This is a genomic window from Pseudomonas sp. F-14 TE3623 (assembly GCF_053629015.1).
On record NZ_JBRJHM010000001.1, the window covers coordinates 2,151,781 to 2,174,876 of the forward strand.

At 57.3% G+C, this 23,096-nt stretch carries 26 protein-coding genes and 1 pseudogene; 16 read left to right on the top strand and 11 right to left on the bottom strand.

Annotated features, from left to right (window positions below):
* Positions 1–140: 140 nt before the first annotated feature.
* Positions 141–1,160: a DUF4917 family protein gene (locus AB7M29_RS09740; protein WP_454246771.1), complete on the bottom strand. Its 1,020-nt coding sequence runs from the start codon at positions 1,158–1,160 to the stop codon at positions 141–143.
* Positions 1,161–1,316: 156 nt separating this feature from the next.
* Here AB7M29_RS09740 and yiaY point away from each other — a divergent pair, with 156 nt between their 5' ends.
* Positions 1,317–2,465 (top strand): L-threonine dehydrogenase, encoded by a 1,149-nt coding sequence (yiaY, locus tag AB7M29_RS09745; RefSeq protein ID WP_217856641.1) that lies wholly within the window; start codon positions 1,317–1,319, stop codon positions 2,463–2,465.
* Here the strand turns inward: yiaY and AB7M29_RS09750 are convergent.
* Positions 2,462–3,628, bottom strand: a complete 1,167-nt coding sequence (locus AB7M29_RS09750; RefSeq protein ID WP_454246772.1) for a multidrug effflux MFS transporter — start codon at positions 3,626–3,628, stop codon at positions 2,462–2,464. The two genes, yiaY and AB7M29_RS09750, sit on opposite strands and share 4 nt — an antisense overlap.
* A gap of 17 nt (positions 3,629–3,645) precedes the next feature.
* Positions 3,646–3,801 (bottom strand): annotated as a pseudogene (locus AB7M29_RS09755) (aminotransferase class I/II-fold pyridoxal phosphate-dependent enzyme); the annotation flags it as partial.
* 159 nt (positions 3,802–3,960) lie between these two features.
* Here AB7M29_RS09755 and AB7M29_RS09760 point away from each other — a divergent pair.
* The 9 genes from AB7M29_RS09760 (at position 3,961) to AB7M29_RS09800 (ending at position 12,368) form a co-directional block, all read left to right on the top strand.
* Positions 3,961–4,869, top strand: a complete 909-nt coding sequence (locus AB7M29_RS09760; protein WP_217856639.1) for a LysR family transcriptional regulator — start codon at positions 3,961–3,963, stop codon at positions 4,867–4,869.
* Positions 4,870–5,108: 239 nt separating this feature from the next.
* Positions 5,109–6,302 (top strand): CaiB/BaiF CoA transferase family protein, encoded by a 1,194-nt coding sequence (locus AB7M29_RS09765; RefSeq protein ID WP_217856638.1) that lies wholly within the window; start codon positions 5,109–5,111, stop codon positions 6,300–6,302.
* Positions 6,299–7,225 (top strand): hydroxymethylglutaryl-CoA lyase, encoded by a 927-nt coding sequence (locus AB7M29_RS09770; protein ID WP_217856637.1) that lies wholly within the window; start codon positions 6,299–6,301, stop codon positions 7,223–7,225. Before AB7M29_RS09765 ends, AB7M29_RS09770 begins: the two co-directional genes overlap by 4 nt.
* 185 nt (positions 7,226–7,410) lie before the next feature.
* Entirely contained in the window at positions 7,411–8,742 is a 1,332-nt protein-coding gene (locus AB7M29_RS09775) for an MFS transporter (protein WP_050682197.1), read from the top strand.
* A 201-nt stretch (positions 8,743–8,943) separates the two neighbouring features.
* A complete protein-coding gene (fos, locus tag AB7M29_RS09780) occupies positions 8,944–9,360 on the top strand; it encodes a fosfomycin resistance glutathione transferase (protein ID WP_454246773.1) in 417 nt (138 codons plus the stop codon).
* Positions 9,361–9,424: 64 nt separating this feature from the next.
* A complete protein-coding gene (locus AB7M29_RS09785) occupies positions 9,425–10,063 on the top strand; it encodes a LysE family translocator (protein ID WP_217856635.1) in 639 nt (212 codons plus the stop codon).
* 103 nt (positions 10,064–10,166) lie between these two features.
* Entirely contained in the window at positions 10,167–11,519 is a 1,353-nt protein-coding gene (locus AB7M29_RS09790; RefSeq protein WP_217856634.1) for a sensor domain-containing protein, read from the top strand.
* A 116-nt stretch (positions 11,520–11,635) separates the two neighbouring features.
* Positions 11,636–11,791 carry a KGG domain-containing protein gene (locus AB7M29_RS09795; protein WP_008014777.1) on the top strand — a complete coding sequence of 52 codons (156 nt, stop codon included), beginning with the start codon at positions 11,636–11,638 and terminating at the stop codon, positions 11,789–11,791.
* A gap of 73 nt (positions 11,792–11,864) precedes the next feature.
* On the top strand, positions 11,865–12,368 hold the full coding sequence (locus AB7M29_RS09800) for a DUF4142 domain-containing protein (RefSeq protein ID WP_052964796.1): 504 nt from the start codon (positions 11,865–11,867) through the stop codon (positions 12,366–12,368).
* 52 nt (positions 12,369–12,420) lie between these two features.
* Here AB7M29_RS09800 and AB7M29_RS09805 read toward each other — a convergent pair whose 3' ends face one another.
* The 4 genes from AB7M29_RS09805 to AB7M29_RS09820 all read right to left on the bottom strand — a co-directional run bounded on the left by AB7M29_RS09805 (position 12,421) and on the right by AB7M29_RS09820 (position 14,512).
* Positions 12,421–12,822: a low affinity iron permease family protein gene (locus AB7M29_RS09805; RefSeq protein ID WP_217856633.1), complete on the bottom strand. Its 402-nt coding sequence runs from the start codon at positions 12,820–12,822 to the stop codon at positions 12,421–12,423.
* Positions 12,823–12,937: 115 nt separating this feature from the next.
* On the bottom strand, positions 12,938–13,273 hold the full coding sequence (locus AB7M29_RS09810) for a hypothetical protein (protein ID WP_454248767.1): 336 nt from the start codon (positions 13,271–13,273) through the stop codon (positions 12,938–12,940).
* A 74-nt stretch (positions 13,274–13,347) separates the two neighbouring features.
* Complete coding sequence (locus AB7M29_RS09815) at positions 13,348–13,884, bottom strand: AidA/PixA family protein (RefSeq protein WP_217856800.1); 537 nt, start codon at positions 13,882–13,884, stop codon at positions 13,348–13,350.
* A gap of 124 nt (positions 13,885–14,008) precedes the next feature.
* Complete coding sequence (locus tag AB7M29_RS09820) at positions 14,009–14,512, bottom strand: inclusion body family protein (protein ID WP_052964793.1); 504 nt, start codon at positions 14,510–14,512, stop codon at positions 14,009–14,011.
* Positions 14,513–14,905: 393 nt separating this feature from the next.
* On the opposite strand from AB7M29_RS09820, the gene tam reads away from it, so the two are divergent.
* Positions 14,906–15,676, top strand: a complete 771-nt coding sequence (gene tam / locus AB7M29_RS09825) for a trans-aconitate 2-methyltransferase (protein ID WP_454246774.1) — start codon at positions 14,906–14,908, stop codon at positions 15,674–15,676.
* 56 nt (positions 15,677–15,732) lie between these two features.
* Here tam and AB7M29_RS09830 read toward each other — a convergent pair whose 3' ends face one another.
* The 3 genes from AB7M29_RS09830 to AB7M29_RS09840 form a co-directional block, all read right to left on the bottom strand.
* Positions 15,733–16,140 carry a type II toxin-antitoxin system HicB family antitoxin gene (locus AB7M29_RS09830; protein WP_217856629.1) on the bottom strand — a complete coding sequence of 136 codons (408 nt, stop codon included), beginning with the start codon at positions 16,138–16,140 and terminating at the stop codon, positions 15,733–15,735.
* 36 nt (positions 16,141–16,176) lie between these two features.
* Positions 16,177–16,356 (bottom strand): type II toxin-antitoxin system HicA family toxin, encoded by a 180-nt coding sequence (locus AB7M29_RS09835; protein ID WP_217856628.1) that lies wholly within the window; start codon positions 16,354–16,356, stop codon positions 16,177–16,179.
* Between the two features lie 267 nt (positions 16,357–16,623).
* Complete coding sequence (locus AB7M29_RS09840) at positions 16,624–16,959, bottom strand: hypothetical protein (protein ID WP_217856627.1); 336 nt, start codon at positions 16,957–16,959, stop codon at positions 16,624–16,626.
* A 369-nt stretch (positions 16,960–17,328) separates the two neighbouring features.
* Here AB7M29_RS09840 and AB7M29_RS09845 point away from each other — a divergent pair, with 369 nt between their 5' ends.
* The 5 genes from AB7M29_RS09845 to AB7M29_RS09865 are packed head-to-tail and all read left to right on the top strand — an operon-like array spanning position 17,329 to position 22,357.
* A complete protein-coding gene (locus tag AB7M29_RS09845) occupies positions 17,329–18,795 on the top strand; it encodes a c-type cytochrome (protein WP_454246775.1) in 1,467 nt (488 codons plus the stop codon).
* 50 nt (positions 18,796–18,845) lie between these two features.
* Positions 18,846–20,621: a cytochrome c oxidase subunit I gene (ctaD, locus tag AB7M29_RS09850; protein ID WP_454248706.1), complete on the top strand. Its 1,776-nt coding sequence runs from the start codon at positions 18,846–18,848 to the stop codon at positions 20,619–20,621.
* Complete coding sequence (locus AB7M29_RS09855; protein ID WP_217856625.1) at positions 20,618–21,307, top strand: cytochrome c oxidase subunit 3; 690 nt, start codon at positions 20,618–20,620, stop codon at positions 21,305–21,307. Before ctaD ends, AB7M29_RS09855 begins: the two co-directional genes overlap by 4 nt.
* A 6-nt stretch (positions 21,308–21,313) precedes the next feature.
* Positions 21,314–22,027: a heme-copper oxidase subunit III family protein gene (locus AB7M29_RS09860; protein WP_123721971.1), complete on the top strand. Its 714-nt coding sequence runs from the start codon at positions 21,314–21,316 to the stop codon at positions 22,025–22,027.
* A gap of 12 nt (positions 22,028–22,039) precedes the next feature.
* A complete protein-coding gene (locus tag AB7M29_RS09865) occupies positions 22,040–22,357 on the top strand; it encodes a cytochrome C oxidase subunit IV family protein (protein ID WP_030132679.1) in 318 nt (105 codons plus the stop codon).
* A 31-nt stretch (positions 22,358–22,388) separates the two neighbouring features.
* Here the strand turns inward: AB7M29_RS09865 and AB7M29_RS09870 are convergent, their stop codons facing one another.
* The gene (locus tag AB7M29_RS09870; RefSeq protein WP_454246776.1) at positions 22,389–22,949 is read right to left on the bottom strand and encodes a magnesium transporter; all 561 of its coding nucleotides are present in this window, start codon (positions 22,947–22,949) and stop codon (positions 22,389–22,391) included.
* Positions 22,950–23,096: the final 147 nt, after the last annotated feature.

Here is a 23,096-nt window from a genome sequence, read left to right on the forward strand (position 1 = left end):
CACACCGCTTGATAAGTCCAATACACATCCCCTGTGGGAGCGGGCTTGCTCGCGAAAGCGGTCTGACATTCAGTATCTTCATTGAATGTTAAGCCCCCTTCGCGAACAAGCCCGCTCCCACATAGGTTCGGCGGGCGCCGCTAAACCTCGACCGGTACGGTCAGCTTGGGACTACCGAGCGCATGCGTCTTCGAATCAAAAAACCGCAGCGCCACTCCCGTCCCCTCAAACACCTTCGTGTAATGCCGCTTCTGATGCTGGATGAACGCTTTACTGCGCGGGTAAATCGAGATCGCCGCTGTCTTCGGCTTCGCCTGGCGCAATGCATGAATGATGTGACTGTCCTGCTCGCCAAGGGCGTGTCCGAAGATGCACAGCCCATCGCCATGGCCCAGTAACTGGTCGTAGCAGAACGACAGGTAATCCGAGCTGCGAATGGTTTTGAGCTTGTCCTGGGTCGGACCTTCGGTGACGAACAGCGGCACGTCATCGAGGGTCTTGATAGTATTGTTGATGGCGAAACTGCCCAGCAACGTACCTTCGGTCGACATCAATTTGCGCGCTGTGCCGTCCTGATTGCGCACCAGATGCAGGCCGCCGTGCAGGTACAGCAGCCGGGTTTTGTCTGTCGCGGTGATGCTCAGATCAAAGCGCGGCTCGGTGCCTTGAAACAGATCGGTAATAGCGTCAGGCCGGTGCTGGATTGCCCAGTAGTTGAGCAAGTCGTAATTGGTGGTGAACACCGTTCGATAGCTGCCCAGTTCCTGATTGATCGTCGCCAGCGTCGAGGGCACCACCAATCGCCAAGGGATATGCACCGCATGCACGGTGTTGATCAGCGCTTCCTTGATCGCGTAATAGCGGTTGCGCGGCGCGGCAGAGCTGACGGCCAACGCCTTGTTGACCCGGCTGGTGGTTTTCAGCGCCCCAAGCACTTGTTCGAAACTGCGCGTTTGCATCGCGTCGAACACGCTCAGTTCGGATTGGCTCAGAGGCTTTTCTTCAACCGTGCGGGCGTTTTCGAACAGCGAGTCATAGCCGAAGTCGTCCCATACCGCACGACTGGCACCGTTACCCACCAGCAGGCCGCCGAAAGAGGCGGTGGTGCGCAAGGCGTTCCAGTCTTCAAGTTGGGCATCGACATCCTGGAAATCGGTCATTGCGTTCGTTGTCTCAAAGCAAAAGGTCTGATGGACGGCGACTTTATCACGACCCGGACTTGAGCCAGATCAAGTTACCGCGCGACTAATGGGTCGATCCTGTGCGCACCCGCCGGATCGGTGCTGTTGATTCGGCTTCAGCCAGGAGACTCGCGCATGAGCAGTACGTTTTTCATCCCCGCTGTGAACATCATGGGCACCGGTTGCCTCGACGAAGCCATGGACGCCATTCGCAAGTATGGTTTTCGCAAGGCGCTGATCGTCACCGACACCGGGCTGGCCAAGGCTGGCGTGGCAACGATGATTGCCGAGAAACTGGCGATCCAGGACATCGACTCGGTGATCTTCGACGGCGCCAAGCCGAATCCGAGCATCGCCAACGTCGAACTTGGCCTGGGCCTGCTCAAGGAAAGTCGCTGTGATTTCGTGGTGTCGCTGGGCGGCGGTTCGCCTCACGACTGCGCCAAGGGCATCGCGTTGTGCGCCACAAACGGTGGGACAATTCGTGACTACGAAGGTGTCGATCAGTCGGCCAAACCGCAAATGCCGTTGATCGCGATCAACACCACCGCCGGTACCGCCAGCGAGATGACCCGTTTTTGCATCATCACCGACGAGTCCCGTCACGTGAAAATGGCCATCGTCGATCGCAACGTCACACCGCTGCTGTCAGTCAACGATCCGGCGCTGATGGTCGCCATGCCCAAGAGCCTGACGGCCGCCACTGGCATGGACGCTCTGACCCACGCCATCGAAGCCTACGTCTCCACGGCGGCCAACCCGATTACCGATGCCTGTGCGCTGAAAGCCATCACTTTGATCAGCAATAACCTGCGTCTGGCCGTACGCGACGGCAGTGACATGATCGCGCGGGAAAACATGGCTTACGCGCAGTTCATGGCGGGTATGGCGTTCAACAACGCGTCCCTTGGCTACGTTCACGCAATGGCCCACCAGTTGGGCGGTTTCTACGACTTGCCCCATGGCGTGTGCAATGCGGTGTTGCTGCCTCATGTGCAAAGTTTCAACGCGCTGGTCTGCGCCGACCGCCTGACCGATGTTGCCCGCGCGATGGGCGCCGACATTCGCGGGTTCAGCCCGGAAGAGGGCGCTCAGGCAGCCATCGCGGCCATTCGCAACCTGGCCAAGGACGTGGAAATCCCCGCCGGTTTACGCGAGCTCGGTGCCCGGCTCAACGACATTCCGGTGCTTGCCACCAATGCCTTGAAAGACGCCTGTGGACTGACCAATCCACGGAAGGCGGATCAGCGGCAGATCGAGGAGATTTTCCGCAACGCGTTCTAAGTGGTTCGACGGCCGGGCGCGAACACTACGCAAAGCAGCGCGCCCACGGCCAGCAAGGTGCATAACAGCGACAATGGCCATGCCTGCTGGCTCGCTATCAGGCTGGCGATACCGCCGATAGTGGCGGCCATCAGTTGGTGAATGAAACCGCTCAATGCCATCGCATAAGCACCGCCAACCGGCGAACCTTCGTTGGCCAGGGACAGGCTGATCGGGTAATTCAGCGACTGGCCAAACACCGCAAAACAATAGGGCAACCAGAACAGCAGCGCTATCGACGTACCGGCGATGCTACCCAGCAACATGACTGCGCAGCCCGCCAGTACCAGCCCAACGCCTGCCGTCATCAGATGGCGCTGACCGGTGCGCAACACAAAGCGATTGACCGCCACAGCCCCGAGAAAATAGGCCGCGCTGATTGGCCAACCCAACAATCCGTATTCCACTGCCGACCAGTTGAAGGGGCCTTGCAGAATCAACGGCGCCGCGGTGTTGAATGCGACGATCACCCCGTACCCCAAGCCGCCGACAAGGGCCGGCAACAGGAAGCCCCGATGACCCAGAATGTGCCAGTAACTCGTCCAGGCGGATGACAGTGTGTTCTCTGCTGCCAGCACCGGGAACGTGAGTCGGGCCACCACCACCGCCATCGACAGGCTTACGCCACCCAACAAGTAGAAGATCATCGGCCAACCCAGCGCCACCTGGATAATCGACCCCAGGTATTGGCCGATACCCAGCGCCACCACAAAGGAAATCGATATCCAGGACAATGCCTTGGCCAGCAGGTCGCCGTGAAAGCTGTCGCGGATCAGCACTCGGGCCATGACCGAAATTCCGCTGGCGCCTACACCCTGAATCAGTCGAAAAAACAGGAATGACTCCAGCGTCTGGCCCAGCGGCAGGGCCAGGTTGCCCACCCCATAGATACCGAGTGCCGCGAGCAGCACCGGTTTGCGGCCAATGCGCTGACCGAGGCTGCCCCAGAACAGCATCGGCAGCGCCATGCCTATCAGATACACCGCCAGCCCCCATGAAACCTGCGAGGCATCGGCGGTTAAATCCCGGGCAATTTCCGGCAGCGCCGACAGATAAATGCTCATGCCCAATTGAGCGAGAAAAACCGTGCAGCAGGTGATGAGGAGGGTGGTGCTGCTCTTCATTTGATCTTCCCTGAGTTTCAGCTGCCGATGTCCCGGCCGTGAGTGCGTAAAAGCTCGCTGATGAGTTCGCAGAAATGGCGTATCAGCGTCGTCTCCATGTCGGCGCGCAACGTGATTCTGATGGCTGCCTTGCCTTGTGCGACCACCGGGGAAAACACTGCCGAAGTGAAAAAAACCTGGCGGATATTAACGTAAAGCTTTTCCTTCAACGCGATGGAATTCCAGAGTGCGGTGAACTGCCCTGAAGTGCTGTCGGGTAATTGGATCGCGGGGACGAAACGAAACCGGGCTATCCTGCCGACTTAGTCGAACCGAAATCATCGAGCCCTCCCATGCTGCAAAAAAGCCTGATCCGCCGCCTCGACCTGATCACTCTCCAACTGTTTGTGGCCGTCCATGAAGAGGGCACCTTGACCCGTGCCGCTGCTCGCGAATCGATCGCGGTGTCGGCGGCCAGCAAGCGCTTGATGGAGTTGGAGGAGGCGCTGGGCATCAGCCTGTTCGTGCGCCAGGCCAAGGGCATGACCTTGACGCCGGCCGGTGAAACCCTGCTGCACCACGCCCGGCAGATGCTGTTCAACGTCGAGAAAATGGGTCTTGAGCTGGGCGAGCATAGCCACGGTGTACGCGGTTATGTGCGAATGCTCGCCAACCTGTCGGCGATCATTCAGTTCCTGCCTGAAGACTTGCGGGACTTTTCCGAGCGCCATCCGCAGGTCAAGACCGACCTCGAAGAACGCCCCAGCAGCGGGGTGATTCAGGGCGTGCTTGATGGCGTCGCGGACCTTGGGATCTGCTCCAGCGACAGTGACGTCAAAGGTCTGCACAGTGTTCTTTATCGCCGGGACAAACTGATGGTGTTGATGCCGTCCGATCATCCGTTGGCGACTCGTTCGACCCTGGCTTTTGCCGACACGCTGGGCAGTGATTACGTCGGCTTGCACGCCGCCAGTTCCATCAACAGGCGCACCCATGCGGCCGCGCGCAAGGCCGGTAAGGTGCTGAGGCTGCGGATTCATGTGCCGGGGTTCGATGCCATGTGCCGGATGGTCCAGGCCAACATGGGCATCGGCATCCTGCCGCAAAAGGCCTATGAACTGTTTGGTCGGGCGTTGGGTTTGCACGCGGTGCCGCTGACGGATGACTGGTCGGATCGTGCGTTGATTCTGGTGGTGCGCGATGAAGCGAGGCTGTCGCCGGTGAGCCGGATGTTGTTTGAGCAGTTGCGCGGTCAGGCCTGACAGTTCTCTATTGAATGGGCCGGCCTCATCGCGAGCAGGCTCGCTCCCACAGTTGATCTTCGGTGTTCACAAATCCCCTGTGGGAGCGAGCCTGCTCGCGATGGCGGACTTAAGGTCGCGGCAATTCTGCTGCCGAGCATTCGCGTTTCGCGAACGGTCGTTGCCAACTGAAGGTTGGATTCCTTGCCCCTCGGTCCTCTAGCCTTGGCTCATATTCCAAGAACAAGAGGTACCCCGCGATGACTGCCCCCTTGAGTGCAATCAAAGTGATCGAGATAGGCACACTGATTGCCGCGCCGTTCGCAGCACGCATGCTCGCCGAGTTCGGCGCCGAAGTGATCAAGATCGAAGCCATGGGCCAGGGCGATCCCCTGCGCAAATGGCGCAAGCTGCACGAAGGCACTTCGTTGTGGTGGTACTTGCAATCGCGAAACAAGAAGTCCCTTGCGCTGAATCTGAAATCCCCCGAAGGCATCGAGCTGGTCAAGCAACTGGCGACCGACGCCGATGTGCTGATCGAAAATCTGCGCCCCGGCGCCCTGGAAAAACTCGGCCTGGGCTGGGACGTGTTGCATGCTCTCAATCCCAACCTGACGCTGGTGCGTATTTCCGGTTATGGCCAGACCGGCCCGTACCGTGATCGCCCGGGTTTCGGTGCAATCGGCGAGGCCATGGGCGGGATTCGCTACACCACCGGCACCCCCGGTTCACCGCCCGCCCGAGTGGGTGTGAGTCTCGGCGATTCGCTGGCTTCGCTGCATGCGGTGATCGGCGCCTTGATGTCGCTGCTGCGAGTCAAGACAGGGCAGGGCGGCGGGCAGGTGGTCGATGTGTCTTTGGCCGAAAGCGTATTCAACGTGATGGAAAGCCTGGTGCCGGAATACGACATGCTGGGTCATGTTCGTGAGCGCAGCGGCGGGGCATTGCCGGGTATCGCGCCGTCCAACACTTATCTGACCGCCGACGGCGCTTACGTGGTGATCGCCGGTAACAGCGACCCGATCTATAAGCGCCTGATGGCGGTGATCGGTCGGGTCGATCTGGCCGAAGCGCCGGAGTTTGCGCATAACGATGGCCGCGCCGCCAAAAGTAATGTGCTCGACGCCGCCATCACTCACTGGACCAGCAGCCTACCTATCGACGAAGTGCTGTCGGCGTTGGAAGCTGCCGAAGTCCCGGCCGGGCGCATCTATTCGGTGGCTGATATCGTCGCCGATCCTCACTATCAGGCGCGGGGCATGCTGCTCAGCGCCGAACTGCCCGGTGGTGCCACGGTGAAGATGCCGGGCATCGTACCGAAAATGTCCGAGACCCCCGGCGGCGTGAACTGGTCGGGACCGAGTCTGGGTCAGCACACCGACGACATCCTCGCGGGGCTGGGCCTGACTGACCAGGACATCGAACGGCTGAAAGCTGAAGGGGTGGTGCAATGATCACTGATTATTCCCAGACCCTGATCGTTCAGGAAGTCTCCCCTCGTGACGGCTTGCAGATCGAGCCGACCTGGGTCGAAACCGTCGACAAGATTTCGCTGATCGATCAGTTGTCGCTGGTGGGGTTCAGCCGCATCGAAGCGGGCTCGTTTGTTTCGCCCAAAGCCATTCCGGCGCTACGTGATGGCGAGCAAGTGTTCAAGGGCATCGCCCGACGGCCAGGCGTGATCTATGTCGCATTGATCCCCAACCTCAAAGGCGCACAACGAGCGCTGGACTCGGGGGCCGATGAGCTGAACCTGGTGATGTCCGCCAGCCAGACCCACAACCTGGCGAATATGCGGATGCGCTGCGAGGCGTCATTGGCGGCGTTTGGCGAGATCGTCGAATTCGTTCGCGGCACGCAGGTGCGGCTCAACGGCAGCATCGCCACGACCTTCGGCTGCCCGTTCGAGGGCAGGATCGATGAGGACCGAGTGCTGCAAATCGTCGAGGCTTATCAGGAGCTCGGGATTCAGGGCATTACCTTGGCCGACACCACCGGCATGGCCAATCCGCGTCAGATCGATCGGCTGGTGCGCAAAGTCTTGCAGCGGGTTTCGTCGGCAGATCTGACCCTGCATTTTCACAACACTCGCGGCCTCGGTTTGTGCAACGTCCTGGCCGCCTATGAGGCCGGTGCCCGTCGTTTCGATGCGGCCCTCGGCGGCCTTGGCGGTTGCCCGTTTGCGCCGGGTGCTTCGGGCAATATCTGCACTGAAGATCTGGTCAACCTGTGCGATGAAATCGGTATTCACACCGGCATCGATCTGCCGTTGTTGCTGAAGTTGTCCCGAGGGTTACCCGCATTGTTGGGCCACGAAGTGCCCGGGCAACTCGCCAAGGCCGGACGCAATTGCGACCTGCACCCGACACCCACCTGAACACACCGAACACCCTGTGGGAGCGGGCTTGCTCGCGAAGGCGGCGTGTCAGTCACCATCAATGTTGAGTGTTAGACCGCTTTGGCGAGCAAGCCCGCTCCCACATAAAGCACCCACACAGATCACTTAAACCAGACAACAAAAACAATCGGGACTCCCTCGTGAAGTCCATCTGGAGAAACACTATGAGCCTCAATGTACTGGAGGCGGGCGCGAGCCCGTCCGTTAGCCACGACGCCGAAAAAGCCCTGGTCCGCAAAGTCGCCTGGCGACTGATGCCGCTGATCATGGTGTGCTACCTGTTCGCGTTTTTCGACCGCATCAACATCAGCTTCGCCAAGTTCCAGTTGCAGGCCGACCTGAGCCTGAGCGACACCGCTTACGGCCTCGGTGCCGGGCTGTTTGTGGTCGGTTACGTGATCTTCGAAGTGCCGAGCAACATGATGCTCTACAAGGTCGGTGCGCGGCGCTGGATCGCCCGGATCATGATGTCCTGGGGTGTCGCCACGGCGGCCATGGTCTTCGTCAACAGCGAATGGCAGTTCTACGCCTTGCGCTTCGTGATCGGTGCGATGGAGGCGGGTTTCGCGCCCGGCGTGCTGTATTACCTGACACTGTGGTTTCCGCAGCACTATCGCGGGCGCATAACCTCGATGCTGTTTCTCGCGTCGGCGTTTGCCGGGCTGGTTGGCGCACCGTTCTCCGGGCTGGTGCTGCAACACCTTGATGGCTTCCTTGATATGCGCGGCTGGCATTGGCTGTTTCTGCTCGGTGGAGTGCCTTGCATCGGCCTCGGTTTGTTGGTGCTGACCTTGCTCAAGGACCGCATCGAAGACGCCCATTGGCTGACGTCGTCGGAGAAGAAACTGCTCGCCAGCCGTATCGCTCACCACGAACCGCACAAGAGCGGCGGTTCCTTGCTGGCAGCCTTGCGGATTCCGGGTTTCCTGATGCTGGGGCTGATTTACTTTCTGATTCAGGTAGCGTCCTACGGCTTGAATTTCTGGGCACCGCAACTGATCCGCAGTGCCGGCACCGAGAGTCCGGTGATGATCGGCTTGCTGACCGCCATTCCCTATGTCTGCGGCGCCATCAGCATGGTGGTGATCGGGCGGTTGTCCGATGCCACCGGTGAGCGGCGCAAGTTTGTCGCAGGTCTGGTGGCGGTAGGCGCGGTGGGGTTCTTCAGCGCAGGGATCTTCGCTAACCATACGACTTTCCTGATTGTCGCCCTGGGCTTGCTCGGTGCCGGGATCATCGCCTCCATCCCGAGCTTCTGGACCTTGCCGCCGAAACTGCTGGCCGGTGCCGGCGCAGGTGCCGCTGGCGGAATCGCGGTGATCAACACCCTTGGCCAGTTCGGTGGGATCGTCAGCCCGGTCATGGTCGGGCGAATCAAGGACCTGACCGGCAGCACCACCCCGGCCCTGTACGTCATCGGCGTCGCCGCGCTGATCGCCGCTGCGTTGCTGCTGTGGGGGTTGCCGCAGAAGCTGCGCACGCTCGATAAGTTCTGAAATCTGCGGCGTCAGGAAAACCGCTTTCGCGAGCAAGCCCGCTCCCACATTTAACCGTGTCCAACTTTGGAATTCGGTCAAGTGTGGGAGCGGGCTTGCTCGCGAAGACTGACTCACAGCAACAAAGCACTAGTGGTTCTACGCTCAAGGACGTTTAAGTTGTACGCTCCGGTCGGACCCAGCCTCAAGGTTGCTAAACACATGCTAACCGGCCTCAACCACCTGACCCTCGCCGTCACCGACCTGAACCGCAGCGTGGCGTTCTATCGCGATCTGCTGCAACTTCAGCTCGAAGCCACGTGGGACACCGGTGCCTATCTCTCATTACCCGGTCTATGGCTGTGCCTGTCTCTCGATCCGCTGCGCGAGTCCGCGCCCGCCGCTGACTATACCCATTACGCCTTCAGTATCGGCGCTACGGACTTTCCGTTGTTCGTCGAACACCTGCGATCCGCCAAGGTGCCGGAATGGCGAGACAACCGCAGCGAAGGCGCGTCGTTCTATTTTCTCGACCCGGACGGGCACAAGCTTGAGGCGCATGTCGGGGATCTGGCGTCGCGGCTGGCGGCGTGTCGGCAACGGCCGTATGCGGGGATGAAGTTCTTCGACGATCAGTGAGTCGATGCTCGGGGTCCTGAGATAGACTTGCGTCCATTCGTCCGGCGTTTCAACAGGAATTCCCATGACCCCATCGCTGCTAATGGCCGTTCTCGCCTCGGGCTTCATTTATGGCATCACGCCGGGGCCGGGTGTGCTGGCGGTGTTCGGCATCGGCGCGGCGCGCGGTCGGCGGGCCGGAGCGGGATTTCTGTGCGGGCATTTGCTGGGCGACGTGGTCTGGTGCAGCACGGCGCTGATCGCGATTGTCGGTGCGCGGGAAATCGGCAGCACAGCGTTCGATGTGCTGGGCGTATTCAGTGGGCTCTACTTGTTCTGGCTGGGTCTGCGCGCGGTTCGGGCTCGGCGGGGCAGTGTCGAGGCGCCTCAGGGGCCGGCGCGGCAGCCGTTCTGGCACGGCATCATGTTCGGTCTGACCAACCCCAAGGCATACCCGGTGGCGGTGGCGACCTTTACTGCGCTGCTGTCCAGCCGTGCAGAATTGCTGCATTGGTCGATGCTGCCGTGGTTGATCGTCCTCAGCTTCATTGGTGGCCTTATGGCCTACGCTATCCTCATAGGCATCGTCGGTGCACGTCAGGTGCGCACGTTGTATCAACGCCATGAACTGGTGATCACGCGGTTGTGCGGGGTAATGTTCATCGGTTTTGCCATTAATGCCCTGGTGCATGCGCTGCCGGGGCTGGTGACGAACAAGGCTTGAGGCTGATCGCAAGGAAGCGTCAGCTGCACAGTCATCGCTCGGGCGTATGACCGGTCAGGGAGGGTTGTTCAATGTTGCATTGTCCGGACACGCTCTCGGCATCATGGAAACCAGAAATTCCGCACCACTGGCCAGCTACATCGACCTCTTGCTGGACGCCGTCTGTGCGGTGGATAAACAAGGTCGCTTCGTATTTGTCAGCGCGGCCTGCGAGCGCATTTTCGGTTACACCCCCGACGAGCTGATTGGCCAGCCGATGATCGACCTGGTGCATCCCGCCGACAGACAGCGCACCCTCGACGCCGCGCGGGAGATCATGGGGGGCGAGCCCAAGCTCAACTTTGAAAATCGTTACCTGCGCAAGGATGGCCGGGTGGTGCATATTCTCTGGTCGGCGCGCTGGTCGGAGATCGATCAGCTGCGCATTGCCGTGGCGCGCGACATCACCGAGCGCAAACAGGCCGAGTCCCGGCAAGCGGCGCTGTACGCAATCTCCGAGGCGGCCCACGCGGCGGAAGATCTGCTGGCGCTGTTCAAACGCGTCCATTCGATCATCGGCGAATGGCTCCCGGCGTTGAATTTCTCCGTGGCGCTGTATGACGAGCACTGCGCGCAGCTGAATTTTCCCTATCACGTCGACGACCGTGAACCGCAACCCGAGGAGCCCGGGACTGTGACCGGGCGTCTTTGCAGTGAAGTAATTCGCAGCGGCTTGCCGATTCTGCTGACCCCGGATCAGGACAATCCGCCGGCGGGTTTTGCGGCGCTGGTCGCGGGCCAGGATTCGCCCTGCTGGCTGGGCGTGCCATTGAGTTCGCAGAACAACGGCACCATTGGCGCGTTGATCGTTAAAAGCGTACCGGGCGGCGAGCGTTACACCGAGCAAGACAAGGAACTGCTGCAGTATGTTTGCGCTCAGGTCGCGACTGCTATCGAGCGCAAGCAATTGCATGCCCGGCTCCAGCGCATGGCCCAGTACGACCAACTGACTCAGTTACCCAATCGCGAGTTGCTGCGCGAACGCCTCAAGGCCTCACTGGCGCTGGCCCGGGAAGACTCCGGTCGAATGGCGTTGCTCTACGTCGATCTCGACCGCTTCAAGCAAGTCAACGACACCCTTGGTCATGCGGTCGGCGACATGCTGCTGCAAGCGGTCGCCAATCGGCTCAAGGGCTGCGTGCGCGAAACCGACACCGTAGCGCGTATCGGCGGTGATGAATTTGTCGTGTTGTTGCACAGCATCCACGCCGCGGAAGACGCCGAGAATGTGGCGGGAAAAATCCGCCAGGTACTGGTTCAGCCCCTGCGCCTGGACGGGCATAGCCTGAACATCCAGCCGAGTATCGGTGTCGCGCGATACCCCGAGCATGGCACTGAAGAGAACCAGCTGTTCAGGCATGCCGATGAGGCGATGTACAGCGCCAAGCGCCAGCATCATCTGCGTCTCGGGGCCTGAAAGCTCGTCACCGTTCGTCGCAGCGTTGCCAGTTTTTCTAAACCTTTTTGGCTATGGAAATTCTTATTCTATGCGGGCGGCTGCTCGCTGCTCTCATCATCAAGAGGATGAAAACCATGCCTACTTCAAAAAATCCGAGTCCGGGTAGTGCCCATGATCGAACGAAGGCGTCTGAAGCTGGTCGCAAAGGTGGGAAAACCACCACGACGACCGTTGATAAAGACTCCGCGAAAGGCGGCATGGGCCGCAAAGGTGGTCAGAAATCCCGGTAATAGTGAAGGTGGTTTTATTAAAAGACGGGGGCGCAAGCTCCCGTTTGAATTTTCAAAGAAGGAGGGCGCGACCATGAGCCGGATGGCCACCCGTTTACGCAATGCCAGTTTTGTCACGTTACTGGGCCTGTTTGCCAACAGTGCCTTTGCCCAGTCAGCCGCTGAATTCATCAATGAAGCATCGGCCAAAGGCATGGCCGACATCGAAGCCAGTCGCCTGGCGCACCAGAAAACCGAGTCCAAAGAGGTCAAGGATTACACCATCGTGGTGATCAACGACCTCACCACCGCCAACCAGCATCTGGCGAAAATTGCCAAGCAACTCGATTTACCGGTCGCACCGCGCGAAGAGGTGATGGATAAGGCCAAAGCCTTGATTCCAGAGGTGAAGGACGATGCGTCTTTCGATCAGGCGTATGCCGCCAGTCAGGTGAAAACCACCCAACAGACCATCGAGCAGCTTCAGCAACAAGCGCAGACCACGGACGTGCCGCAAATCAAAGCGTTCGCCGAAGAAACCCTGCCCAAACTGCAAAACCATCTGCAAATGGCCAGGGCCCTGCAAGCCAGTCGCTAGCACCAATGGCGCGGGTGACGTCGCTGGTCACCCGCGGGGCATGGGTCAACATTCATTCATCCTGTTTCTTTGTTTCCGGGACGACAGTACCGTCCAGGGAAATCGTTTCGCCCTCGCCGAGGTGGCGATATTTCTTTCTCAATTCTTCCAACTGTTTGAGATCCAGCGATTCGAGCCCCAGCATCGCGTTCTGCGCTTCTTTCGTTACTCGCAATAACTCATCGATCTTCAAGTGCAAAATATCCGTGTCGCGGTTCTGGGTGTTCTGGATAAGGAACACCATCAGGAAGGTGATGATGGTGGTCGACGTGTTGATGATCAGCTGCCAGGTATCGTTGAAATGGAAAATCGGTCCACTCAAACCCCACAGGATAATCAGAACGATCGCCCCCAGAAATGTCCGGGGCAGGCCGGCCCACAGGGAAAGTTTCTGTGCAATTTTTGCGAATTTCATTGCCGTGTTCCTTATAGGGATGCGCCTGATTTTCAGACAGCACGGGCAAAACGAAAATTCTGCTGAATATTACCTGCGGGATGAAAAGCCGGTGCGCTGAACCCTTTGTCAGTGCTCATCGCTCGGCGCCGAAAAAGTCGCAACCATTTCCACCGACATGGGTCACTACTTCAAGCCCCTGAAACTGGAGAACAGCATGAACCTCACCCGCTCGTTTTACCTTTGTTGCTGCCTGCTTGCGCTGCAGGGCTGCTTCGATAACTCGGATAACGAGACTAAAGACAATACTGATGGCACCAAGTCTTCGGTGCAGATGCAGGAGAAGGGGGCGGATAGTAAGTAGCGGTGAGTCGCTGCTACCGTTGCACCACAAGAAATAAGTGCGAATCCATGTGGGAGCGGGCTTGCACGCGAAGACGTCGGCATAGTCAATATTGATGTCGCCTGACACACCGCATTCGTGAGCAAGCCCGCTCCCACAGGTTCCGCGCCTGAACTGGCATTGGTTTTTTTGTATCTATCTATTCACGCCGACAGCGTCACCTCAGTCTTCCAGCTGAAGTACCCCAACGCTTCACAGCGCTGGTTAATCAGCATGAAGCTCAGTTCGCAGGCCGCCACGCCGGTGCTCAGTTGCGAGCACTCCCAATAATGATCATCGGCCGTGTGGCTGCCCGGTTGGGTCGGGTTGGATGGGTCGGGCGCGGGGACTGTCTGTTCGCCGTGGACGACCAGTTTGGGCGGCGAGAGAATCCCGGTATCGCCCATCGAAATGTTGTGAAATACAACGCTGTGTTCGGCCAGCAGGCTGACGGTTCTGCCGCGGATATGAAAGACTTGTCCGTTGGCTGTTAGCGTAATTTTACTGTCATTTTTAGCATTTTGTGTTGTCGTTGTACCACTGATGGCGAAAATGAAGCCGTCTTCAATCACAGTCGGGTTTTGCGGTTCAAGGCTGGGTTGCGGATAACGGGACAGCAGCGATTCGGCATCGACGATCAGCAGCACATTATTGGCTGTCACGACGCTCGCCGAAGGGGAGGTAATCGGTTCGGAAGTCATCATGGATTCCTTTCATGATGTTGACGCATATCGATAGCCGCTTCGGTTCAAGCAAGAAATCCATTCCAGCCGAGGCGGCAACGAGCCCGGTAGGCCCCTTGTTGCCAAGGGGCCCGGCCCATCATCAGTTGCGGATGGTAATGAACGGATCCCACGAGCAGCAGCCGACGATTTGGCAGTCGCGATCCACGATCAGAAAGTGGAAGTGATAGGTCACACTGCCGCACGAAAGTGTTTCCGAAGACCAGTAATGGTTATCGACTTTCTGGCAGCTAGGCACCGATGGGTTGCTGGTGTTAGGGACGGCGACGCAGGCGGTAGCCTTGCGCGGCGTGGGTGTGGAGATCAACTCGTTGCCTACATTACCGATGAACTTGTAGAAAATCACCGCAGTCTCGAAGCTCTGCGACAGGCTGGTTTCACGCCAGCGAATCAGATCGCCCACCTGGGCTTTCAAGTTGAGCTCACCACCGGCCTGGCCACTTACCACGTTGTTCTGATTGGTCACCATGTATACATGACTGACGTCGATCAGCGTTGGCGCAGCAGGGTTTTTGCTGATGTTCGGGTAGTTTTTCAGAATGGTTTCGGTGTCGATCGAAACAAGTACATCCGTGACTCGAGACATAGTAAAGCTCCTTTGAACATAGTGATTACCTGGCTACCTACCAGGTACGACAACGCTTGTTGCCTTGCGGCCGTTGCGAACACACTACTGGGGAACCCATTCGATCACGGGGGTACGAGCTGGCCTTGCTCCTTGCCTTGAAATGACGGGTTGGGTTCCTTCCAACAGGCCGCGAGTAGGACTATAGATGCCATTTTTATACTGTCAAAATCGCTTTTGCCTTCGGTCGACGAACGGTGCTTTTGGTTATCACTTTCAATGATTTTGCGATAAGAGAAAGCTCACTCAGATCCCTATGCCTCCAAAAGTGGAGATAGGGCAGCGCACACCGGTCAATGTATCGTAGCGAACCGGTTATCTGCCTCTGACTATAACCACCGACAGGAGAGCGATATGAGTTGGTCCGCCAAACAATACGTAGCTTTTGAAGATGAGCGAACGCGCCCGGCGCGTGACTTGCTGGCCGTCATCCCCGCAATGGACGTCCAATCGGCAATCGACATCGGTTGCGGCCCGGGAAATTCCACCGAGTTGCTGGTGCAGCGCTTTCCCAATGCCGCGGTGCGAGGGGTGGACAGTTCACCCGATATGATCGAGGCCGCCCGCAAGCGCATGCCTCACCTGCGTTTCGACACGGTTGACATTGATACCTGGAACGAGACCGGTCCGTTCGACGTGATTTTCGCCAACGCGGTATTGCAGTGGCTGCCCGATCACGCCCGGTTGCTGCCGTCATTGGTGGCCAGGCTTGCTCCCGGCGGTAGCCTGGCGATTCAGATGCCCGACAACCTCAACGAACCGTCGCACAGGTTGATGCGCGAGGTCGCAGCGAACGGCCCTTGGGCTGACAAACTGGCAAGAGTCGCTGGCCTGCGAACGGAAATGGAGGATGCGGGTGGTTACTACTCGATGCTGCGTGCCCACTGCACCCGGGTCGATGTATGGCGCACCACTTACTATCATCCCCTCGCGGATGGCGCGTCGGGCATTGTCGAGTGGTTCAAGGGCAGCGGTTTGCGGCCTTTTCTTGAGCCGCTGAATGAAGCGGAGCGAGTGCAGTATCTCGAGCAGTATCTGACGGCGATCGAGAGGGCCTATCCGGCACTGAGCGATGGTTCAGTGCTGTTGCCGTTTCCGCGGTTGTTCATGGTGGCGACGCGCTGACCTACAAAGGGATATGCCTGGCTGTTTGTCCCTTTGGTTGACCAACCTTCGAACCATCAGCCCTGCTGCAAAACCTTGAGCGCCGCCGAGGCCAGAAACCCGGAGCGACTCTTCTCTTCCGGATGATGCAGTACGTACTCATCGATGCGGTTGAGCAGGTAGCCGGGCAGGGTGATGTTGAGTTTCTGGGCCTTGCCCAGGTATTTGGTGACATCGATGTCCACCACGGCCCACGTACACCCTGCGTATTGCGGATTGGCCGCATGCAGGGTCACTTTGTTGGCGGGCGGAATCGGTGATCCGTCTTCCGCCAATATTTCGAAATGGCCTTCGATGGCTTCGCGCGCCATGGCCATGGCGTCATCCAGATCCTCGCCGGCGGAAAAACAACCCGGAATATCCGGTACTTCTACACCCCAGGCGTGTTCGTCATCGCTCATGGAAATCGCAATTGGGTAAAGCATGTTCGTCATCCTCCGAAGGCGCTGTCCATCGGCTCGTCAGAGCAGCGCCTGTTGCAAAATACTGATGGCCGTTTTTTTGAGCAGATCCTTTTTCGGAGGAGGAACCGTTACCAGTCCTGGCTTGGTCGGATGCTTGAAATGGTGATGGCTTCCCTTGATTGGTACCAGATACCAGCCATCTGCAACGATTTGGCTTATCAAAAACCGGCTATTCACATCACTTCCGTGTGGTGTGCTTGTGGTTACTATACCTACTGAAATCCACTAATCAACACTATAACCACCAATGCATCCTGAGCACCGAGGTGTTAGCGGCATGAAACGAGTCTAGGAGGGCATTTGGCGTAACTTGGGCAAGGCCGGCTTCTGTATTGCAGGGTTTTGCCGAGGCGCTGGAGAGCGAGGGAGATCAAATTTCATGCATAAAAAAACCGGCCACTTCGGACCGGCTCTTGTGTTCCCTCGAGTATCACGCTGTAGCTTTTAAATCAGCTGATCAATCAAAACCGCGTTGGTATAGACCAAGCTTCCATCGCTCGCTCGATGCCCGACCAAATGGAACTGACCGCGCCCGTGCTGCAAGTAGACGCGCATTTGGCAGTCGGACAAGGGGTCGTATCCCTCTGGCAGGATCAAATCCATTGAGCTCATGTCGACATCAACCATGGCTTCAGGCTCATGGGTCTTCTGTAGGCGTTCTTCAGCTTGCTCCAGACGCAGATGGAGGGGGCCATCGACATCAAAGCTGATCTCACCCACCGGGGTGGATTTTTGGGCGCCGCTGGGTTTGCACCAGCCTTCGATCGTCAGGTTACTCATGACGAAATCTCCGTCGTGGACTGCTGGACTCTGTAGCTCTTGTCTCTTCTCATCATCAGGATTGAGTATAGCTGGCAACTCGGCCTTGCTTGCTGTACCCACGTCAATTCGCCACGCCTATTTAGTCCCGAGAGACGTAATGCTGAATATCCATAGTTATATGTAGCGAATAGCTTTAAACGATTAACTTAATGTTCGAATTGGAATATCCGGGCCCCGGAATTTTCAGAAAAAGCGCTTGATCCGTCCATGCACTATACTTCTTGCGGACTTTGCCGTCGGAATGGATGGTACTTGTCTGCCCTGCTTGGACGTCAGTGGCGATGCTGTTGCATAACCAGTGAACAACAGGAATAGGATGAACAGAAAATGGCAATAGCAATTATCTTGATACTAATCGTTATTGCATCAGTGCTGTTCCATGTTCTAGCGCCTTGGCATGCGACACCGGCAGCTTCCAACTGGGGATCAATAGACACCACCCTGTTCATCACCCTGATCATTAGTGGGATATTTTTCATCGCCATCACGGTATTTATGGCGGTAGCCGTGATGCGTTATCGTCACAAAGAGGGTGCCAGGGCGCACTATCAGCCAGAAAGTAAAAAACTGGAAACATGGTTGATTATCGTGACCTCGGTAGGTATCGCTGCAATGTTGGCGCCAGGCCTGGTGGTTTACAGTGATTTTATCCGGGTGCCGAAAAATGCTTATGAACTTGAAGTGGTCGCCCAGCAGTGGCAGTGGGCCTTTCGTTTTCCCGGTCAGGACGGCAAGCTGGGTAAATCGGATATCAAGTTTGTTAATTTCACCAATCCCCTCGGCCTTGATCCCAAAGATCCTCTTGGGCAGGACGATGTGCTTATAAAAAACAATGAAGTTCGCCTTCCGCTCGATCAGCCAGTGAAAGTTTTACTGCGCTCTAAAGATGTGCTGCACAACTTCTATATCCCGCAAATTCGCAGCAAGATGGACATGGTGCCGGGGATGGTGTCGTACTTTTGGTTTACGCCGACTAAAACCGGGAAATATGAAATCCTTTGTGCTGAATATTGTGGCGTAGGTCATTACAACATGCGCGGCCAGATGATCGTGGAAGAGCAGGGCGCCTTCGATCAATGGCTGAGCAGCCAACCGACTTTTGCACAGACATTAACGACAGCTGCCAAACCCAGTCAGGACAGCGTGCTGGAAAAAGGTCGCTTACTGGTCGAACAATACGGTTGCGGTGCCTGCCATAGCCAGGATGGCAGTACCCGTCTCGGCCCTGGATGGAAGGGGCTGTACGGTCGCACTGAACAGTTTGCCGATGGCACCAGTGCACTGGTCGATGAGGCCTATCTGAAGGAGTCGATCCTCGATCCGAAGGCCCGACTGGTACAGGGCTACCCGCCAGTCATGGTGGCCTATACTCTCACTGAAGATGAACTGGGTGCTGTCGTCGCCCTGATCAAATCTTTGGGTGCCGCGCAGCAAGAACCTTCTGCCAGCGAAAAGTTGGACAGAGGTGACGACTTGGCGACGCAGGGGCAGCGGCTGGCCGAGTCGCTCGGCTGTCTGGCCTGTCACAGTGTCGATGGTAGCAAGGGTGTCGGCCCCAGCTGGCAGGGTCTCTATGGCGAGACCGTAACCCTTGCCGACGGTACGAGTATCAAGGCCGAGGAGGGCTATATAAAGGATTCGATTCTTAATCCCGGCGCCAAAATCGTCAAAGGCTACGCAGCCGTCATGCCGGCCTTTGCGCCGAGTGATCAGGAGTTGAACGCACTGATCGCTTTTATCAAATCCAAAGCGAAAGCCGACGCTGATGCGAGCAAGGCGGAGCCAGGGAAGTAGCCGTAAAGCAGCCAGGAATGCACCGAAACTTCGAACAGGAGGATGACGTGATGGCCTATGCGGAGCAAGCCGAAACAGAAGCACTACACGAACCCAAAAGTTTCCTGACCAAATATATCTGGAGTCAGGACCACAAGGTCATAGCCATTCAATATTCCTTGACGGCTATATTCGTGGGCGTTATCGCCGTGGTGTTGTCCGGCTTGATGCGCATACAGCTTGGCTTCCCCGGCGCTTTGGAGTTCATGGACGCCAGTGCTTACTATCAGGCGATGACCATGCACGGCATGATCATGGTCATTTACTTGCTGACGGCCTTGTTTCTGGGTGGCTTCGGTAACTATCTGATCCCGCTGATGGTGGGCGCCCGCGACATGGTCTTCCCCTATGTCAACATGCTGAGTTACTGGTTCTACCTGCTAGCGGTAGTGGTGTTGCTTTCCAGTTTCTTTGTCCCCGGCGGCCCCACCGGTTCTGGCTGGACGCTCTATCCACCACAGTCCATTTCTCAGGGAACACCGGGGGTCGAGTGGGGCATCGTCCTGATGCTCGTCTCACTGGCGATTTTTATTGTTGCAGCCACCATGGGCGGGTTGAACTACGTCACCACGGTGTTGCAGGCGCGCACGCACGGCATGACATTGTTTCGCATGCCGCTCTCCGTATGGGGAATCTTCATGGCCTCGATTATGGCCTTGCTGGCGTTCCCGGCGTTGTTCGTCAGTGCGGTCATGATGCTGTTCGACAAGCTGTTGGGCACCAGCTTCTTTATGCCGGCGATGATCTCGCTAGGGCAGCAGATCGATCACCAGGGCGGCAGCCCAATATTATTCCAGCACTTGTTCTGGTTCTTCGGCCACCCGGAGGTCTACATCGTTGCTCTCCCTGCGTTTGGCCTGGTCTCCGACTTGATCAGCACGCATGCGCGTAAAAATATCTTCGGCTACCGAATGATGGTGTGGGCCATTATTGCGATTGGCGTACTCAGCTTTGTGGTCTGGGCGCACCATATGTATGTCAGCGGAATGAACCCGTACTTTGGCTTTTTCTTCGCCGTCACCACCTTGATCATCGCGGTGCCGACCGCACTGAAAGTCTACAACTGGGTGCTGACCCTGTGGCGGGGCGACATTCATCTGACCGTGCCGATGCTGTTTGCCCTGGCCTTTATCGTCACCTTCCTGGTCGGCGGTCTGACCGGGTTGTTTCTCGGCAATGTGATCGTGGATATTCCGCTCTCGGACACCTATTTCGTCGTAGCCCATTTTCATATGGTCATGGGGGTCGCACCGGTGCTGGTGGTCTTCGGCGGCATTTATCATTGGTTCCCGAAAGTAACCGGGCGCATGTTGAACGACACCCTGGGCAAACTGCATTTCTGGATTACCTTTCTGGGTACCTACGCCATCTTCTTTCCCATGCACTACCTCGGTTTTCAGGGGATGCCACGCCGTTACTACGCCTATGAAAACTACGCGTTCATCCCGCAGTCGGCGCAAGAGTTGAATGCCTTCATTACGGTGATCGCATTGACCGTCGGTGTTTCCCAGCTGTTGTTCCTGTTCAACCTGGCCTGGAGTGCATTCAAGGGCAAGCCCGCAGGCAGTAATCCCTGGGGCGCGGCCAGTCTGGAATGGCAAACGCCGAACACCCCGCCGATACACGGTAACTGGGGAGCGAAGCTGCCGGTCGTGCATCGCTGGGCCTATGACTACAGTGTGCCGGGGATAGAACAGGATTTCGTTCCGCAAACGGTCTCCGCCGAGGAGCTGGAGCAGATGCGGCAACTGAGTGCCGGAACCAAGATAGCGGACGTTAAAACATGAAAAGGCTGCTATTGAGAAACGCCGACGGTGCTGACCCCGGCGGCAGTTGGAGTCGCGACCCTGGGGGTATTCAGGCCACCGAGGCTGATAGAAGTCAAATCGCAAGAACGGGCCTGCGCTTGTTTCTGGTCGTGGTGAGCTCGTTATTCTTTCTCTTCCTGTTCGCCTTTATTGCCCGTTCACAAATGGCCGACTGGCTCCCCCTGACAGACCCCTTGGCGCCGTTAGCCAATCTCTGGCAGCTATGGCTGAATTCGGCTTTTCTGGTATTGAGTTGCATAGCACTGCAGTGGTCGCGTATGGCCGCCCGACAGGCTCGACTGGACGCAACGGTCATCGGTTTTGCATTGGGGGGCGTATTTGCCATTGCCTTTCTGGTGGGGCAATTCTGGGTCTGGCAGCAGTTTGTCGCGTGGGGCTACTTTGTCGCCAGCAATCCGGCCAACAGCTTCTTCTACCTGTTGACCGGCCTGCATGGGCTCCACCTGCTGGGCGGGCTGATAGCCTGGGGAATAATCGTCGCTAAATTCCTGCGTCGCGTGCCGTTGCCGCAACTCAGCGTCAGCGTAGAACTCTGTACCATTTATTGGCATTACTTACTGGGTCTTTGGTTCGTGCTATTCGCTTTGCTGGCCAGCACGCCGGAAACCTATGAAGCGATCGCCAGATTCTGCGGCCTGAGGTGAAAAGCCATGGCATCGCACCCACTCGCCCCAGGCGAATCCAGTTCATCCAATCCCCCAGACTCACCGCCTGCACCGGGATGGCAGGGCATCGCCAGCGACTGGGCCTCGGATAAAGAGGTCTTCAAGCAGGTCCCTTGGGGCAAGGCGATGATGTGGATATTCCTGCTCAGCGATACTTTTATATTCACCTGTTTTTTAACCGGCTACATGTCGGTACGCATGACCATCACCACCGCCTGGCCGAACCCCAGTGAAGTGTTCGCATTGACGATTGCCGGTCAAGAAATCCCGCTTATTCTGATCGCGATCATGACCTTTGTGCTGATCAGTAGCAGCGGCACCATGGCCATGGCCGTTAATTTCGCCTATCGCCGTGAGCGCGCGAAAACCGCTGCCCTGATGCTGGCGACCGCTGCCTTGGGGGTGACCTTCGTCGGCATGCAGGCATTTGAATGGACCAAGCTCATCGCGGAAGGAGTGCGTCCTTGGGGGAACCCCATGGGGGCGGCGCAATTTGGTGCCAGCTTTTTCATGATTACCGGTTTCCACGGACTGCATGTGTCTATCGGCGCCCTCTACCTCGGTATTGTGGCGCTGAAAGTAATGCGGGGAGATTATGAGCGCTCCGGAAACTATCAGAACGTCGAGATAGCCGGGCTCTACTGGCACTTCGTGGATTTGGTGTGGGTGTTTATTTTTGCTTTCTTCTATTTATGGTAGAGGAGCACGGTGATGGCACATGCTCAGGGTCAGCAACATCCAATCAGTTTGTACCTTAAAATCTGGGGGCTGTTATTCGTCCTCAGCACGCTGTCGTACCTTGTCGACTATTTCCACTTCCATGGCTACCTTCGGTGGTCCCTGATTATCACTTTCATGTTGTTGAAGGCAGGTTTAATTGTCTCCATCTTCATGCACATGGCCTGGGAACGGTTGACCATGGTCTACGCCATATTGTTGCCACCTTTATGTTTACTGGTGCTCGTCGGACTGATGGCCACCGAGGCAGACTATGTTTTCCTCAGCCGGGTCATTTCCTTCGGCCAATAAGCAGCCTCCGAATGGCCATGAGTCTCCAGGGCTAACCCGATATCACTCGCTTGAACTGATGCCATTTGTGCTGCCAGGCCACTGTCCAGTGGGGGGCTGCCGTTCCCGTGCCGGCGACCGTCAGCGTTGGATGATGTTCGATGACCCGGTCCAATACTGGTTCCTGATCCGGTTCAACATCCACGAAGAAGATATGTTTTCCCTCTTCTACCATCTGTTTAAAATTGCGGAAGTGAGCGTTCGGCACCTGGATACCAAAAAAGCCGCCTTCCCAGATGCAGAAGCCAAATATAACAATGGCCAGGAAAATAAAAGGCACCCAGCCTGCGGCGGATTCGGTCCAGCCCATCCAATAGGCGCCGGCAAGGATCAGCGCCGCGAGTGGCACACCGACCACAGCACCAATCTCGCCAGAGTGAACAACATCCTGTTTCATTAACGAGTTAACCTCGTGGAGGTGATGTTCTTCAACATCAGCAACTTGTTCACTGAGCACGTGAATTTGTTCGGTATTGATGCCGTTGGCTTCCAGTTCATTTTCAACGGCTTCGAGATCGTCGAGATTGTCACTGATGTAATAGTGCCGATTCATGCCACACCTCCCATCTCGTGTTGGCTGTGAACCTCCTCTGTCCTGCAGCCGCTAACTGAGATTTGCAGTCGGTATCTGTACACGTGGGTACGTTGCACACTTCATGCAATTCGTAGGAAGTATAGCATTCGCTAGTATGTGGGACGG

Coding starts and splice junctions, on each gene's coding strand:
- AB7M29_RS09740 (WP_454246771.1), bottom strand. CDS start 1,160: ATGACCGATTTCCAGGATGTCGATGCCCAACTTGAAGACTGGAACGCC.
- AB7M29_RS09820 (WP_052964793.1), bottom strand. CDS start 14,512: ATGTCTCGAGTCACGGATGTACTTGTTTCGATCGACACCGAAACCATT.
- AB7M29_RS09860 (WP_123721971.1), top strand. CDS start 21,314: ATGGCATCGCACCCACTCGCCCCAGGCGAATCCAGTTCATCCAATCCC.
- AB7M29_RS09760 (WP_217856639.1), top strand. CDS start 3,961: ATGCTGCAAAAAAGCCTGATCCGCCGCCTCGACCTGATCACTCTCCAA.
- AB7M29_RS09785 (WP_217856635.1), top strand. CDS start 9,425: ATGACCCCATCGCTGCTAATGGCCGTTCTCGCCTCGGGCTTCATTTAT.
- yiaY (WP_217856641.1), top strand. CDS start 1,317: ATGAGCAGTACGTTTTTCATCCCCGCTGTGAACATCATGGGCACCGGT.
- AB7M29_RS09795 (WP_008014777.1), top strand. CDS start 11,636: ATGCCTACTTCAAAAAATCCGAGTCCGGGTAGTGCCCATGATCGAACG.
- AB7M29_RS09845 (WP_454246775.1), top strand. CDS start 17,329: ATGGCAATAGCAATTATCTTGATACTAATCGTTATTGCATCAGTGCTG.
- AB7M29_RS09870 (WP_454246776.1), bottom strand. CDS start 22,949: ATGAATCGGCACTATTACATCAGTGACAATCTCGACGATCTCGAAGCC.
- AB7M29_RS09855 (WP_217856625.1), top strand. CDS start 20,618: ATGAAAAGGCTGCTATTGAGAAACGCCGACGGTGCTGACCCCGGCGGC.
- AB7M29_RS09790 (WP_217856634.1), top strand. CDS start 10,167: ATGGAAACCAGAAATTCCGCACCACTGGCCAGCTACATCGACCTCTTG.
- AB7M29_RS09830 (WP_217856629.1), bottom strand. CDS start 16,140: ATGCTTTACCCAATTGCGATTTCCATGAGCGATGACGAACACGCCTGG.
- AB7M29_RS09805 (WP_217856633.1), bottom strand. CDS start 12,822: ATGAAATTCGCAAAAATTGCACAGAAACTTTCCCTGTGGGCCGGCCTG.
- AB7M29_RS09865 (WP_030132679.1), top strand. CDS start 22,040: ATGGCACATGCTCAGGGTCAGCAACATCCAATCAGTTTGTACCTTAAA.
- tam (WP_454246774.1), top strand. CDS start 14,906: ATGAGTTGGTCCGCCAAACAATACGTAGCTTTTGAAGATGAGCGAACG.
- ctaD (WP_454248706.1), top strand. CDS start 18,846: ATGGCCTATGCGGAGCAAGCCGAAACAGAAGCACTACACGAACCCAAA.
- AB7M29_RS09775 (WP_050682197.1), top strand. CDS start 7,411: ATGAGCCTCAATGTACTGGAGGCGGGCGCGAGCCCGTCCGTTAGCCAC.
- fos (WP_454246773.1), top strand. CDS start 8,944: ATGCTAACCGGCCTCAACCACCTGACCCTCGCCGTCACCGACCTGAAC.
- AB7M29_RS09800 (WP_052964796.1), top strand. CDS start 11,865: ATGAGCCGGATGGCCACCCGTTTACGCAATGCCAGTTTTGTCACGTTA.
- AB7M29_RS09750 (WP_454246772.1), bottom strand. CDS start 3,628: ATGAAGAGCAGCACCACCCTCCTCATCACCTGCTGCACGGTTTTTCTC.
- AB7M29_RS09815 (WP_217856800.1), bottom strand. CDS start 13,884: ATGACTTCCGAACCGATTACCTCCCCTTCGGCGAGCGTCGTGACAGCC.
- AB7M29_RS09765 (WP_217856638.1), top strand. CDS start 5,109: ATGACTGCCCCCTTGAGTGCAATCAAAGTGATCGAGATAGGCACACTG.
- AB7M29_RS09840 (WP_217856627.1), bottom strand. CDS start 16,959: ATGAGTAACCTGACGATCGAAGGCTGGTGCAAACCCAGCGGCGCCCAA.
- AB7M29_RS09770 (WP_217856637.1), top strand. CDS start 6,299: ATGATCACTGATTATTCCCAGACCCTGATCGTTCAGGAAGTCTCCCCT.